The sequence below is a fragment of the Corallococcus terminator genome (assembly GCF_003611635.1).
GTDB classification, from domain to species: domain Bacteria; phylum Myxococcota; class Myxococcia; order Myxococcales; family Myxococcaceae; genus Corallococcus; species Corallococcus terminator.
In genome coordinates, this window is the sequence record NZ_RAVZ01000014.1 from 37,818 (window position 1) to 52,839 (window position 15,022).

11 protein-coding genes are annotated in these 15,022 nt (G+C 70.0%); 9 read left to right on the plus strand and 2 right to left on the minus strand.

Going from position 1 to position 15,022, the window contains the following annotated elements; genetic code table 11:
• Positions 1-876, plus strand: a complete 876-nt coding sequence (locus D7V88_RS03895) for a hypothetical protein (protein ID WP_120539235.1) — start codon at positions 1-3, stop codon at positions 874-876.
• Here the strand turns inward: D7V88_RS03895 and D7V88_RS03900 are convergent.
• Positions 770-2,746 carry a glycosyltransferase gene (locus tag D7V88_RS03900; protein ID WP_158624988.1) on the minus strand — a complete coding sequence of 659 codons (1,977 nt, stop codon included), beginning with the start codon at positions 2,744-2,746 and terminating at the stop codon, positions 770-772. The genes D7V88_RS03895 and D7V88_RS03900 overlap by 107 nt on opposite strands.
• Positions 2,747-2,987: 241 nt before the next feature.
• Here D7V88_RS03900 and D7V88_RS03905 point away from each other — a divergent pair, with 241 nt between their 5' ends.
• From D7V88_RS03905 to D7V88_RS45450, 8 genes are all read left to right on the plus strand, one after another.
• Entirely contained in the window at positions 2,988-4,301 is a 1,314-nt protein-coding gene (locus tag D7V88_RS03905; RefSeq protein ID WP_244237964.1) for a chitosanase, read from the plus strand.
• Positions 4,302-4,391: 90 nt separating this feature from the next.
• The gene (locus D7V88_RS03910) at positions 4,392-6,305 is read left to right on the plus strand and encodes an AAA domain-containing protein (RefSeq protein ID WP_120539238.1); all 1,914 of its coding nucleotides are present in this window, start codon (positions 4,392-4,394) and stop codon (positions 6,303-6,305) included.
• 207 nt (positions 6,306-6,512) lie between these two features.
• A complete protein-coding gene (locus D7V88_RS03915; protein WP_120539239.1) occupies positions 6,513-6,701 on the plus strand; it encodes a hypothetical protein in 189 nt (62 codons plus the stop codon).
• A gap of 112 nt (positions 6,702-6,813) precedes the next feature.
• On the plus strand, positions 6,814-7,746 hold the full coding sequence (locus tag D7V88_RS03920; protein ID WP_120539240.1) for a DUF6310 domain-containing protein: 933 nt from the start codon (positions 6,814-6,816) through the stop codon (positions 7,744-7,746).
• Position 7,747: 1 nt separating this feature from the next.
• Positions 7,748-8,509, plus strand: coding sequence for a DUF5953 family protein (locus D7V88_RS03925; protein WP_120539241.1), 762 nt, complete (start codon positions 7,748-7,750; stop codon positions 8,507-8,509).
• Positions 8,510-8,554: 45 nt separating this feature from the next.
• The gene (locus D7V88_RS03930; protein ID WP_120539242.1) at positions 8,555-9,436 is read left to right on the plus strand and encodes an alpha/beta fold hydrolase; all 882 of its coding nucleotides are present in this window, start codon (positions 8,555-8,557) and stop codon (positions 9,434-9,436) included.
• Positions 9,437-9,668: 232 nt separating this feature from the next.
• Entirely contained in the window at positions 9,669-12,668 is a 3,000-nt protein-coding gene (locus tag D7V88_RS03935) for a choice-of-anchor D domain-containing protein (protein WP_120539243.1), read from the plus strand.
• 125 nt (positions 12,669-12,793) lie between these two features.
• Positions 12,794-14,437: a serine/threonine protein kinase gene (locus tag D7V88_RS45450; protein WP_279635979.1), complete on the plus strand. Its 1,644-nt coding sequence runs from the start codon at positions 12,794-12,796 to the stop codon at positions 14,435-14,437.
• A gap of 97 nt (positions 14,438-14,534) precedes the next feature.
• Here D7V88_RS45450 and D7V88_RS03945 read toward each other — a convergent pair.
• On the minus strand, positions 14,535-15,022 hold a 488-nt coding region (locus D7V88_RS03945; RefSeq protein WP_147448604.1), incomplete at its 5' end, for a phosphate/phosphite/phosphonate ABC transporter substrate-binding protein.

Consider the following 15,022-nt stretch of genomic DNA (forward strand, 5'->3'; position numbering starts at 1 on the left):
ATGGCCGCGCGTTCCTGGATGCGGTGGTGGGTGTTGGCGCTGGTGGGCGCGGTGCTGGGCACGGCCGTGTGGCGCGTGGAGTTGCGCAAGGCGGGCCGGCTCGCGGAGCCCGCGCCGATGGAAGCGGGCACGGGCACCCCGGTGGAGGCCACGCTGGACCTGGGCACGGTGCTGGTGCCGGAGGACACGCCGCTGGAGCGCGCGCATGCGTATGACTGGCGCGTGGAGGGCCTCGCGCCCGCGCGGCAGCAGGTGGCCTATGGCCTGGGTGAGACGGTGGAGCGCGGACTGGAGCAGGCGCACCGCGACTACAGCGTGCGGCTGCGCTACCGCGCCATGGGCCCGGAGCGCTTCACGTACGTGGCGCCGCCGGGGTGCGGCACGGACATGCGCTGCATCTACGCGGAGCTGATGCACAGCAACGCGGAGCCGGTGCGCATCCTGGGCGAACGCTTCGCCCTCTCCATCCGCGAACGGGACCTGGACGCGGCGCAGGCCACCGAGCTCATCCTCGGATTCGTGCGCCGCATCCGCTACGAGCTGCCCGGCAACGAACCCTTCGGCATCATCCCGCCGGGGCTGGTGCCCGCGCAGGACCGCGGCGACTGCGACTCCAAGGCGGTGCTGGCGCTGATGCTGCTGCGGCAGGTGGGCGTGGACGCGGTGATGCTGTACTCGGATGCGCTCGCGCACGCGGCCATCGGCGTGAGCCTGCCCGGCACCGGCACCCGCATCCCCTTCGCGGGACGCGGCTACCAGTATGCGGAGCTCACCGCGGACGGCTGGCCCCTGGGGATGATTCCGCCCCAGTATGACAAGCCGCAACTGTGGCGGGTGCTGCCCCTGCCGGACGCTCCGGCGCCATCGTCGGGCTGAGCGCGGCCTGCGTCCCCTCGCGCAGCTCCGCGTCCGCGCGCAGGGCCAGATAGGGCGCGCAGAGGAAGCGCAGCCCTTCCAATGCGAATTGCAGGGCCCCCAGCAGGAACAGGTCGGGCCGGGACAGGTCCGACAGGTGGAACAGCATCCCGGCCAATCCCAACAACGCTCCCCCCCATGACAACTCCGAGCGGGCGGAGGAGAGCGCGGCCCTCCAGCCCTTGCGAGACGCCTGGAACTTGTCGGTCCGCAGCCAGGGCAGTGGGTCGCGGGAGAAGAGGGCCGCCGCCGCCGCGCGCCGACGGGTGTGCTCCAGGGACGCGTTGGCGACGGCCGCTGCCAACAGGTCCTTCACGGAACACCGGAGCAGTTGGCGCCGCAGCAGGAACAGCATCCCGAAGTCGATGATGGCCAGCCCCAACAGGAAGAGGAGGCCCCGAGGCAGGGGAATGGATTGCCGGGTGAACGCGAGCCACAGCAGGCCTGCCAGTGAGAACACCCACAGGGCATCCATCACCGTATTGGCCACCACCCCGAGCGCCTGGAAGACCGCGGCGCGCTTCGCCCGGGGGAGCATCCGGGGATACCGGCCGAACAGCAGCCCCCGCCAGTGGAGCTTGAACGTCTGGATGGGGCCCGCCGTCCAGCGGAAGCGCTGCTTCTGGAATTCCCGGAAGGTCACCGGCAACAGCCCCCGGCCAAACGTCCGTCCGATGAAGAGGCCCTGGCCGCCCCGCGCGTTCAACCGCAATGACAGTTCCGAGTCCTCCGTCAGGCTCGTCTCCGACCAGCCCCCCACTGCGTCCAGCGCGGACCGCCGGATGAGGCAGGTGGTCCCGATGAGCAGCGTCAAACCCCATTCGCTGAGGCCCGGAAGGCCCAGCCGGTTGCCCTGCCGCTCCTCCCAGCAGGAGGCCTGCTGGAAGCGTTTGCCCTCCCAGTCCCGGTAGTCATGCGGCGTCTGCACGTAGTCGATGGCGGGGTCGTCCAGGAAGCCCACCAGGCGCGACAGGAAGTCCGGCTCGCAGACGAAGTCCGCGTCGAGCACGGCCACCACCTCCGTGGCCTTCGGGGTGTGGCGCAACGCCAGGTTGAGCGCGCCCCCCTTCGCACCCGGCAGGGCCTCCACGTGGATGAAGCGGAAGCGGGCCCCCAGCCTCGCGCAGTGCGCTTCCACGGGGCGCCAGAGCGTCGGGTCCACCGTGTTGTTGTCCACGACGATGACGTCGAAGTTCGGATAGTCCAGCCGTGCAATGGCATCCAGCGTGGCGTTGACCACGTCAGGAGGCTCGGCGTGACAGGGCACGTGCACGGTAACCTTCGGGAACGGGGGCTCACGCCGTGGCGGCAGGGGCGCGGTCGGTCGCAGGAACCGCCGCCGCATCAGGGGTTGCAGGTCCGCGGTGCCCACGAGCAGTCCGTGGACGGTCTGGAAGCACATCAGGACCAGCCCCACGAACCAGGGGATGAACAGCAGGGTTCGCGCGAAGCTGGCGGACGCAGGGAAGTCCTCCTGGAACCACCACCACAGCAGCAGGTTGCTCAACCCAAGCCACATCAGCCGCTGGGTGAAGTACAGCGAGCGCACCACCGAGTCGTGCTTCAGCACCCCGCACAAGGGAACCGCGACGAGCAGACTGCCCAGCAGGACCGGACCCAGGCCCCTCGCCGTTCCCATCACGAGCACGGTCAGAAGCGCGGCAAGGCCATACACCCCCACGAGCACCCCGCCGCTCCAACGACGTGCCTCCACGCCGAACCGCTGGTTCCAGAAGAACAGCAGCGCGAGGCCCACCTGCACACCGCCCAGAAAACAAAGGCTCGCCCCCAGCCCCCACTCCGACAGCCTGCCCACCCACGCGTCCATCATCCCGGTCCTCCTTCTCGCGGTCATGAACCGCCTCCAGGAGATGGGACCGTCGCGCGCCAGGGCGTACCGCGCGGAGGATGGAGCCTTCCCTCCCCGGGGCACGCCCTTCCCAAAAGGCCCGGCCGGTCCGCGCACCTCCGGTCAGGAGGACTTGGCGTTTACTGTAATTTCCAATATTCCAGATTTAACGGGGATGCAGCCTCACGGCCGGCCTCCACCGTCCACGACAGGGAGCAGGCACATGGAAGCGAAGCGTTCACGGGGTGGGGCCCGCCGGATGTTCATCCTCGCGGGGCTGACGGCGCTGGCCGCCGGTTGTGGCGCGGCGGAGGCCACCGACGCGGGAGCGGCGCCGGGCGAACTGGAGCAGGCGCTGGGTGCGTGCACGCACTCGGTCACCACGAACACGTACGTGGGCGCGGACTACTGGGGCACGCTGGTGTTCAAGAACACGGGCACGGTGGCCATCGCCAATCCGCAAGTTTCCATCGACGTGCCGTCGGGCGTGACGTGTGACGATGATCAGCCGGGGTGGACGCACACGCAGTCGGGCCGCACGTGCACCTTCACGCGGACCTCCGCGCTGACGGTGGCGGTGAATGCGTCACACACGTTCTATTACTCCACCAACTCCAACACGTCGTTCACCGCGGCCAACGTGAAGGTCCAGTCGGACAGTTGTGGAACGACGCCCCCCACCGGCCCGGGCCTCACCGCGAACCAGAAGAAGGTGGCGGAGGCGCTGACGAGCATCTGGGAGAACGACACGCCCACGCTCAACTACGCCTACGCGGAGAACATCCAGGACGGGCGCGGCTACACCAACGGGCGCGCGGGCTTCTGCACCGGCACGGGTGACGCCATCCAGGTCGTGCAGTGCTACCGGGCGCTGCGCACGGAGGCCAACGGCAACCGGCTGGCGAAGTACTGGAGCGCGCTCACCGTCATCAACAACCGCTTCCTGTCCACCGGCCAGAACCAGGCCTCCACGGCGGAACTGGACGCGGTGGGCAACTGGACGGCGGACTGGGCGGCGAGCTTCAACACCGCAGCGACGAAGGCGGACTTCAAGCAGTGCCAGGACCAGGTGAGCGACGCGCTCTACTACACGCCCATCATGAACGAGGCCACGCGCTGGGGCTTCACCCAGGCGCTCACCAAGGCGGCGCTGTACGACGCGGCCATCAACCACGGTGAGAGCGGCGTGAACGCCATCATCCGCAGCGCCAACACGGCCCTGGGCAACAGCGGGCAGGTGGCGCCGGTGATTGGCTACAACGGCATCACGGAGAACGCCTGGCTCCAGAAGTTCCTGGAGAAGCGCCGGGACGTGCTCGCCTCCGACTCCACCTGGGTGGAGGCCGTGGACCGCGTGGCCGCGTACGAGAAGCAGCGCCGCGTGGGCAACTGGAGCCTGGGGACCGCGCTGCGCAACGACGTGCGCGCCCGCGACTGCTGGGGCACCAGCTACCCGGCGAGCGGCTACACCGTGCGGCTCATCAACCCGGACGGCACCTGGAGCACGCCCTCCTCGTCCACGTACGCCTGCCAGTAGCGGGGACGGGGCATGGGGCAGGCCACTGCTCGACACGGGCCGTGACGGCGCGCTGGCCGCCGGGGCGCCTGTGGTGGCATGACCTGTCCCATGGCCCGTGACGTCTCGTTCTTCGACAAGCTCGGCTCGCTCCTCGCCCAGGAACGCGAGGCCGAAAAGGCCCGCACGGTCGCGTTCGCGCAAGGGTTGTCCCTGCGCGAGCGCGAGGAGCAGGGCCTGTCGGTGTTGGACCTGGAGACCGTCGAGGAGGAGGTGGGCCTGGGGGGCCGCATCCTCCTCACGCTCGCCCGCGCGGACCGGGGGCGCCTGCCCACCCGCCTGTCCAACGGCGACTTCGTGGCGGTGCTGCCCCGCCGCGCGGAGGTGAAGGACCCAGCGAAGGCGCTCGTGTCGCGCGCCTCCTCCACCCGCATCCAGCTCGCGTTCGACCGCGACCCGCCCGCGTACATCTCCGAAGGGCTCTTGCGCCTGGACGTCGTCCCCAACGACATCACGTACGAGCGCGTGCGCGCGGGCCTCCAGCGCGTGAAGGCCCTGGACAAGGGCGCCGAACGGCACAAGCGCGAGGTGCTGCTGGGCAACGAGCCGCCGCGCTTCGACAACCCGAAGGACTTCACGCCCAGCCGTCCGCTCAACCCCGAGCAGTTGGACGCCACGAAGCGCGCGCTGGCGGCGGAGGACTTCTTCCTGGTGCACGGCCCTCCCGGCACCGGCAAGTCCACCGTGCTCGCGGAGGTGGCGGCGCAGGCCGTCGCGCGCGGGGAGCGCCTCTTGTGCACCGCGGCCAGCAACGCCGCCGTGGACCACCTGTTGGAGTTGTGCCTGGAGAAGGGCCTGAGGGCCATCCGCGTGGGCCACCCGGCGCGCGTCGCCGCGCGGCTCCAGGAGCACACGCTGGACATCGTGGTGGAGGAGCACCCGGACCGCATCATCAGCCGAGACCTGTTCGACGAAGCCTTCGACCTGTTCGGCTACGCGCGCCGCCAGCGCAACCAGGGCCGCAGCCGCGAGCGCTTCTCCAACGCCCGCTCGTCCACGGCGGAGGCCAAGGACCTGATGGACGAGGCGCGCAAGCTGGAGAAGAAGGCCGTGCGCGCGGTGCTCGCGAGGTCCGACGTGGTGTGCGTCACGCTCGCGAGCCTGGGCTCCGGCATCCTCGCCGGAGAGGAGTTCGACCGGGCGCTGCTGGACGAAGCCACCCAGGCCACCGAACCCCTGGCGCTCCTGGGCTTCCTGCGCGCGCCCAAGGTGGTGCTCGCCGGGGATCCGCAGCAACTTCCACCCACCGTGCTGTCACAGGAGGCGTCCAAGGCGGGCCTGGGCGTGAGCCTCTTCGAGCGGCTGCTCAAGGACCACGGCGACGACGTGAAGCGCATGCTGCGCGAGCAGTACCGGATGAACGCCACCATCATGGCCTTCCCCTCGCGGGAGATGTACGCCGACGAATTGCGCGCCCACCCGTCCGTGGCGGAGCGCACGCTTGGGGACGTGCTCACGCCCGGCGCCCAGGTGGACGCCCCGCCGGTGCTCTTCCTGGACACGGCGGGCAAGGGCTTCGACGAGGAGGTGGAGCCCACCACGCACAGCCTCTTCAACCCGGGCGAAGCGGACTACGTGGTCGCCCGCGTGCGCCAGTTGCTGGCGTTGGGCCTGTCCCCGCGCGAGGTGGCCGTCATCGCCCCGTACAGCGCCCAGTCCCGCCAGTTGCGCGAGGCGCTGGAGGCGGTGCACCCGGAGGTGGAGGTGGACACCGTGGACGCGTTCCAGGGCCGGGAGAAGGACGCCGTCCTGGTCAGCCTCACCCGCTCCAACAGCGAGGGGCAGTTGGGCTTCCTCAACGATTTGCGCCGCATGAACGTCGCGCTCACCCGCGCCCGCCGGCACCTGTTCGTCGTGGGGGACTCCGCCACCCTGAGCAGCCACGCGTTCTACGCGCGCTTCATCGAAGGCACCCAGACGGACGGCGGCTACCGCTCCGCCTGGGAGTGGCCTGACCCAGCCTGAAACATGTTTGTCATTCCAACGACTTCGGGTTGCCCTGCGGGGCTACGCAAGGAGTGCGACCCAGGCGCCCGAAAATTGTCGGCTCGCTGAACGAATTTTGTCACTCGTGCGGCCGCAAGACGAGGAGATGGCCGGATATCAGGCGTTTGGCTCAAGCCCAGGGGTCGGCACGAAGGATGCTTCTGTATCGGGGCAAGGAGGGGAGCAATGTCCCAAGCGCCTGTGGTGACCAAGGAGAATGACGTCTGGGTGATTCGGATTGATCGGCCCAACGGCAAGGTCCAGGAGTACCGCTGCGCCACGGAGAGCCAGGCCCGGCAGTTGGCGCTGGTGCTCGGCCGTCCGGACTCGGGCGGCCCGCCGCGTCCCGCCTCGTCGTCCAGCAACGCCGCCTGAGTTCACGCCAGGGGCGGCGATGCACGCCGCCCCGGTCCAAGCCGACCCAGCGTTGTCGCGCGGCCTCGCCCGCCCTTGACCCGACGTGTGTCGGGTGTGAAGGGGCGGGGCCATGCACTTCCGTCCATTCCTTGTATTGCTGCTCTTGTCGGTGGCCTGCGCCACGACGGAGTCGCGTTCGCGTCCGCCAGCGGTCCGGACGGTGCGGCTTGGCAACCTCCAGCGGGCTGCGGCCCTGCCCTGGACGGACGATGGGCGGTGCGTCGTCCAGGAAGCATCCCAGCCCTGGCCCGGGGTGGTGGAGCGGTGCTTCCACGCGCTCGACACCCGGAGGATCCGCTTTCGCGACACCGCGCGGCGGTGCTCCGTGGCCTCGGCGGATGCGGCCACGCTGGAGATGATGGTCGGCGTCTGCCTGCTGACGCAGCCGGAGCTCGTGGTGGGGGCCGTCGTCGTCATCGGCCTGGTGGTGGTGGCGGTCGCCATCCACGAGGAGATTGAGGCTTATGAGCTGAGGCATTCGTTTCCTGAAGAGGGCTCCCTGGAGGATGCCGAACCGGAAGCGATGCCCGTGGCCCAGGAGTCCGGGACGCAGCGGAAGCCCGTGCCGGATCCGTCTCCCGCCGGGCAGGACTTGTTTCCACCGGGGCCTCCGAGGGACTCGGATCCGCGAGAGCGCCGTCCGGAGTGCGCGCCGCAGCCCGTGCCTCATCTGGGTGGGGATGCCCTGCACAACATGTGCGCGGACAGGGTTCCGCTGAACGGGTTCCCCGGCTTCGATGTCCTCGTCAACGGGAAGCGCTTCGACGCGCTGCAATCGCGCGTTCGCGTGCTGTGGGAGATCAAGACCGACAACTTCGAGACGTACCCATCCGACCTTCGCGAAATCGTGCTCCGAAAGCAGGCGCGAGAGTTGCGACGTGAGCGAGAACTCGCGGAGGCCTGTGGGTTCGATTTCCGGATCGGAGTACGCAGCGCCGCGCACGAGAAGGCCCTGCGCGACCAGGACCCCACCTTCAAAATCGTCGTCATAGACTGGTGCTGAAATGCCGAACACGCAGCCCAAAGCACTGATCATCATCGAATACGCGCCTGCGCTCCTGGGAAACGATGGGCGCCCTGCCGCGATTGTTCATGGAATGGAACGCGCACTCCCAGGCCTGCAACTCAGGTGGACGACGTCCGAGGACGGTCAACGCACCCTTCTGTCGGATCGTGATGCGTGGCTCGCCCAGCAGAAGCTGGACGGAGAGTTTCCGCTCCTCCACAACTGCGACGAGCGTGCCTTCGCCTCAGTGGCCGGTTGGGCTGGTCCAGCAAGCAGCGCGCCGGGCGGTCAGGCCCGGCTCGAAGTCCATGCAAAGCTGCCGCTGAACACGGAATGCATCGCGGCGGCAGCGGCTGTCCTGGAGGGAGTCGCGGAAGGTGCTCACGCTCTCTGGGGGCATCTGTCACCAGAGGGCTACGGAGGGGAAGTCTCGCAACAGGTGCGTCACGGTGCACATGGACCGGAGCGCTCTCCCCGGGGGCTTCCCATGCTCGACATGCCGTGGAACCTCCCCGCACCCGCGACACCGCACTTCATCGGGTGGCTGAACCATTGGTCCGCCGCCGCCGCCCAGGTCATCGGCTTCCCCGACCCCGCGCGGGACGCGGACCTGCTCTCCCGGTCGCGGCGTACGGCCTCGGGCGGCTGGATCGTCCAGCTCACGGACTCGCCGCTGGACCTGGACAAGCCGGCCCACCTGGACGCGCTCCTGCGCGCCTACGAGCGCTTCCCCATGATTGGCGGACGCGAGGCCCCTTGAGGCCCACACCCCGTTCCTGACACACGGGCAGCAGGAGCCACCCTCATGCCCGCCGCCCCCTTCGAATCACTCACCCTGGATGCCGAGGGCCTGCCGCTGCACGTGCGCCAGCGACACCCGGGCGGAACGCCCGCGGTCCTGTTCCTCCATGGCTGGCTGGACCACTCGCACAGCTTCGACCCGCTCTGCGAACACCTGCCCCCCGACTGGCGCACGGTGCTGCTCGACTTCCGCGGCATGGGGGAGAGCGGCCACGTAGGGCCCGGCGCCGCCTACCACCTCAGCGACCACCTGCTGGACGTGGAGGCCACCCTGGACGGGCTGGCCCTGCCCACCGTGCACCTCGTAGGACACTCGCTGGGCGGCATCGTCGCACTCGCATACGCCGCCGCGCGCCCCGAGCGCATCCAGAGCCTGACCCTCATCGAAAGCCTGGGCCCCTCCGGAGGTCCGCCCGAGGGCGCGGTGCAGCGGCTGCGCGGCTTCCTGGACGACGCGCGCCGCCCGCCCAACCGCAAGCGCTACCCCACCGTGGAGGCCGCCGCGGAGCGCCTGCGCCAGGCCAACCCCACCCTGTCCCCGGACGCGGCCCTGCTCTTCGCCCGCCACGGAACCCACCCCACGCCGGAAGGCGAGCAGGCCTTCACCTTCGACCCGCGCCACCGCCGCCGCTTCGGCCAGGGCTTCGACGAGGCCCAGTGGCTGGCCCTGGAGGCCGCCATCACCTGCCCCGTCCAGGTCCTGCGCGGAAGCGAAGGCCTGTCCCCTTCCCCGGCCCTCCTCCAGGGGAGGCTGGACGCATTGCGAACCCTGGTGGGCCCACCCCAGGTTTTCGACGGCGGCCACCACGTCCACCTGGAGCAGCCCCAGGCCGTGGCCGCCGCGATCGCGACCTTCGTCCAGGCAAACGTCTCATCCCGGACCTGAAAAGATGGGGGTGAGGGTTGGCAAAAGGTCAGGAAAAACCTTTCACCCTCCAGGGCACCCTGTTTCCCTCCAGCGCTCACTTGGCCGCCAATCCCCGAGCCAAGTCCCTGATTTCAGGTGGATGCCTCCTCCGGTCCCGCGACGGCACGGGACTTGATTAGACCCTGCCCGAGATGGATCACGTGTCCCGGGCATCCGTGTGCGTGTGGGTTGGAAGGGTGGGGAGCGGACAATGGTGAAGGGGTGGAGGGGTCGGTTCGTCCTGCTGGCTTCGCTGATGGCAGGGACGCTGGCGTGTCACGAGGAAGACCAGACGCGCGGAGTGCAGGCCACCGCGGTGCTGGACATGGAAGCGCTCGACTTCGGCGAGGTGCCGGTGGGCGAATGGCGTGAGCGCGAAGTGCGCATCCGCAACGTGGGCTACGTGCCCTTCTCCGCGCTGGAGGCGCTGGGGCTGGGCAACAATCCGTCGTACCAGGTGGAGCTCACCGAAGGGGGCGGCCGCGTGCCGCCGGGCGAGTCTCACGTGGTGAAGGTTCGCTTCCACCCGCTCGCCGAAGGCGCCGTCGAAGAGACGCTGCGCGTGACGACGGACGCCAACGTGGGCTCGCTCAACCAGTTGCCCGTGCGTGGCATGGGCACGCCCACGCCCATCGGCGTGAACCCGCCGGTGCTGGACTACGAGACGCTGGAAGTCGACAGCGACCGCGTGCTGGAGGTCACCGTCACCAACCCGGTGGACCTGCCCCTGACGCTGAAGGTCGCGGGCGACCAGGCGGACCCGTTCACGCCGGACACCATCACCGTGCCACCCAACAGCACCCAGGTCATCCGCACGAAGTACCTGCCGCGCGCGCTGGGCCAGATGGGCGCCCGCCTGGAAGTCGTGTCGTGCGAGACGTGCACCCCGTCCGTGGTGGACCTGAAGGGCAACTCCGTGGCGAGCGCCTTCGCGTTCGACCCGGCGCCGGTGCCCTTCGACGAGATCCCGGTGCACGAGCGCACCGAGTCCTTCACCCGGGCGCGCAACATCACCTGGCGCCCCGTCACCATCTCCACGCTGGCCACCAGCGACACCGCCTTCTCGCCCCTGTCCAAGCCCGAGGGCTCCACGGTGCAGCCGGGCGAGGTGGTGGAGATGCGGATGCAGTTCGCCGCGCGCTTCTCCGGCCCCAACGTGGGCAACCTCACCGTGGCGTACGCGTCCGACAAGGCGCGTGAGTCGCGCGTGATGCTGGATGCACGAGGCGGCCGGCCCACGCTGGCCGTGGCCCCGGTGGCGCTCGACTTCGGCGAGCTGCCGGTGGGCGGCAAGGTGGAGCAGGTCATCCGCATCACCAACGCCGGCAGCAACGGCCCCCTCACCTTCACCGGCGTGCGCGCCGAAGGCGACGCGGTGCAGTTCGCCGTGGCCACGCCCACGCGCGGCACGCAGAACTACCCGTGGAAGGCCGGCACCTGGCCCGCGCTGGAGGCCAACGGCCTCCAGATTGCCCCGGGCGACGACGCGCTGGAGTTGAAGGTCTACTTCGAGCCCAAGACGGAAGGGCCCTTCACCGCCACGCTCTACGTGCAGTCCAACGACCTGTTCACGCCCGAGCGCGCCATCACCCTCACGGGCCGCGCCCGTGCGAGCGGCCCCTGCGTGTATGAGCTGCTGCCCCAGCCGTCGCTGGAGTTCGCCAACGTGGCCCCGGGCCGCGGCGCGGTGCTGGGCTTCTACTTCCGCAACCCCGGCCGGGCCGAGTGCGCCATCAAGAACGTGCACCTGTCCAACGACGGCGGCGGCGTGTTCACCATGCCCGGCGGTCCCATCACCGGCGGCGTGGTGCTCTACGACACGGCCTTCAGTTCCATGATCTCCTTCCGGGCGCCCACCACGGGCGGTGAGTTCAACGGCGAGCTCCAGCTCACGGTGAACAACCCCGCCTTCCCCACGGTGACGCTGCCCATCCACGCCGTGTCGCAGGCGTCCTGCCTCGTCGCCACGCCGTCCTTCGTGGACTTCGGGCCCATCCGCTACGACTGCGCCGCGAAGCCCCGCAAGACGTTCATCTCCAACCGCTGCAGCGAGCCGCTCACCGTGGCGGACGCCGTCATCGGCAACGGCACGAGCAACCAGTTCTCGCTGATGACGCCCGTCACCGCGCCCGTCACGCTTGGGCCGGGCCAGGGCTTCGAGATGGAAGTGAACTACGCCCGCAACGTGCTGGGCCAGCACTTCAGCCCCATGTACCTGCGGGCGGACACGGAGCCCAACGGCTTCCTCGTCCCGCTGCTCGCGGAGACCAACCACGAGGGCATCCAGGTGGACCGCTTCACGCAGGGCACCGACAGCCAACTGGACGTGCTCTTCGTGGTCTCCAACACCACCACCATGGACACCTACCAGCAGCGCCTGAAGTCCGCGATTCCCGGCTGGCTGGAGCGCGCGAAGGAGCTGAACGTGGACGTGCGCGTGGGCGTCACCAGCACCGGCCTCGTGCAGCGCACGGGCCTGTGCGGCGGCGGCGCCAACGGCGGTGAGGCCGGTCGCCTCTTCCCGGTGGACGGCAGCCGCGCCCGCGTCGTGTCCGGCACCAGCGCCAACGCGGCCACCACCATCCAGTCCAACCTGGGCGTGGGCCTCTGCCACAACCTGGTGCAGGGCCTGGAGACGATGCGCCAGGGCCTCTCCGCCCCGCTGTCCGAACAGGCCGACGACATCCGCACCGCGCAGCCCAACGACGGCAACCTGGGCTTCACCCGCGCCGCGGCCCGCATGGCCGTGGTGGTGCTGGCGGACGAGGATGACCATTCCGGCTTCGAGCCGGACAGCTACATCCAGTTCCTCCAGACGCTGAAGGGCACGGGCATGTCCCAGCGCAGCAACCTGCACGCCCTTGTCCCCACCAGCACCGCGTGCACCACCGCCGGCCCCAACGCGGACCGCTTCGCCGCGGTGGCCAGGGGCACGGGCGGTTCGGTGGGCTCCATCTGCGAGGGCGACTACCGGGGGTTCCTGGACCCCATCATCCAGCAGGCCGGTGAGCCGCAGGCCGACTTCACCCTCACCGCCCAGCCGGACGGTACCGGGGAGCTGAGCGTGCGGGTGAACGGCCGCGTCATCCCCAGCAACCAGTGGCTGTACGACACGGGCCGCAACGCCATCATCTTCAACGAGGGCTCGGTGCCCACCCCGGGCCAGTCCGTGGAGATCCGCTACCGCAGCATCTGCGCCCCGACGCCGTAGGGGGTTCGCGAAGACTCGTGACGCAGCGCGGCCGGGCCGGTTCCCAGGGGGACTGGCCCGGTTCGCGTTTTCCGGGGTGACGGACTTTTGAGATCCGCGCGCGCGCGGCTATCGTCACGGTCGGAGTGGAAACGTTCGGCCGCTATGAATTGCTGCGCAAGCTGGCCACCGGCGGCATGGGGGCCGTCTACCTTGCCCGGCAGAAGGGGCCGGTGGGCTTCCAGAAGCTGCTGGTGGTGAAGCGGCTGTTGCCCCACCTGTCGGAGGACGACGAGTTCCTCCAGATGTTCCTGGACGAGGCGCGCATCGCGGCGCTCTTGAACCATCCGAACATCGCGCAGATCTACGAGATGGGGGATGTGGACGGGCAGTACTACATCGCCATGGAGTACGTGCACGGCGAGCCCCTGGGGTCGCTGGTGCCGCGCGCGTCGGCGCACCCGGGTGGATTCCCGCTGGGCCTGCGCTGTCGCATCATCGCGGAGGCGGCGGCGGGGCTGGACGCGGCGCACAACGCGCGCAGTCCGTCCGGCCGCAAGCTGTCGCTGATCCACCGGGACGTGTCGCCGCAGAACGTGCTGGTCGGCTTCAACGGCGGCGTGAAGCTCATCGACTTCGGCGTGGCGAAGGCGCAGGGCAAGCTGTCCCAGACGGTGGTGGGCACCATCAAGGGCAAGCACGCGTACATGTCCCCGGAGCAGGCGCGGGGCGAGCCGCTGGATGCGCGCTCGGACGTGTTCGGGCTGGGGACGGTGTTCTACGAGCTGCTCACCAACGGGCGCCTGTTCAAGCGTGAGTCGGAGATGGCCACGCTCAAGGCGGTGGTGGGCTTCAAAATCGTCCCGCCGTCGGAAGCGGTGCCGGGCATCCCCAAGTCGCTGGACGCCATCGTGTTCAAGGCGCTGGCGCGCAAGCGCGACGACCGGTTCTCCACCGCGGGTGAGTTGCAGCTCGCGCTGGAGGAGTTCCTCCAGCAGGAGAAGCTGCACGGCACCAGCGCGCACCTGGCCGCGTTCATGCGCGACGTGTACGCGGACGAGCTGGAGGAGGAGCGCTTCGCGGCCGAGCCGACGATGATCTACTTCGACCCGCGCCTGATGGCCCGGCCGGGCGCCGCGGCCCCGAAGGTGACGGGGACGCTGCCGGCCCAGGGCAAGGCGCCCGCGAAGCCGCCGCCTCCGCCAGAGCCGTCCGCCGTGAGCCAGTCGTCGACGAAGGCCGCGGCCACGCCGGAGGACTCCGGGGTGGCGCGTCCTCCAGAGCGCCCCGTGAGGACGAAGGAGAACTCCGGCCTGAGCCGTCCCGAAGCGCGGCCGGTGCGCACGAGGGAGAACACCGGCCTGAGCCACGCGGACACGCGCCCCGTGCGGGGCGATGAGGACGCGGGCCGGACGGGTGAGAAGTCGGCCGGGTCCACGCCGGAAGGGCCCGTGGCGTTCAGACCGACCGCGAAGCCCGTGCGCACGTCGGAAGGAGCCTCCGGCAGCCGGTCCGCCGCGAAGGCCGTGCGGACTTCCGAGGACGCCGACAGCCGTTCCGCCCCGAAACCCGTGCGCGCGCAGGAGGAGGCCGCCGACAGCCGTTCCGCCCCGAAGCCCGTGCGCGCGATGGAAGGTGCCGCCGACAGTCGTTCCGCGTCGAAGCCGGTGCGCGCGGCGGAGGACTCCGTCGGGGGCAAGGCGCCCGCGAAGGGAGCCCGCGCCTCCGAGGGCTCCGTCTCCAACGCCCGGCGCCCCACGCGCGGCAACGGCCCCGACTCCGACAAGTAGCAACCAGGCCCGCGTGAGCGGCGCTCCCACCAAGGAGGCCTTCTTCGCGTGACGCCGTGGTTCGCCTCCGCCCGGATTCACCGGGCGGACATCGCGCCTACAGGCTCGCCAGCGCGACGCGGTACAGCGCGCGGTAGCCCATGCGCGGGGCGACCTCGAAGCGCTCCGCGTTGAAGATGTCGCCCAGGAGCGCCTGCCCGTCCGGCGTGGACTGCAACCCCAGCAGCGCCGACTCCAGCGACGCCACCAGCGGCGCCGGCAACCCCATGGCCACGGGCACGCCGTCGTTGGGCGCCTCGTCCGTGTAGGCCAGCAATTCGAAGCGCGAACCCATCCCCTTGCCCAGCACGTCCTCCACGCCCGTGGCGAACGTCAGCCCGGTGGAGGCCGGCGGACAGAACACGCTCGTCACATCCGCCTTGCCCCCCAGCACCGCATCCAGCGCGCCCTGGTACGAGCCCGTGAACTGCTGCGACACGAACGCCCGCGACGGTTCCAGGCCCTGCGTCTTGAGGTAGGCGCTGGGCAGCAGGTAGCCCGCCACCGAATCGCGGTCCACCCACGCCGCCTTGGCACCCTTGAGCT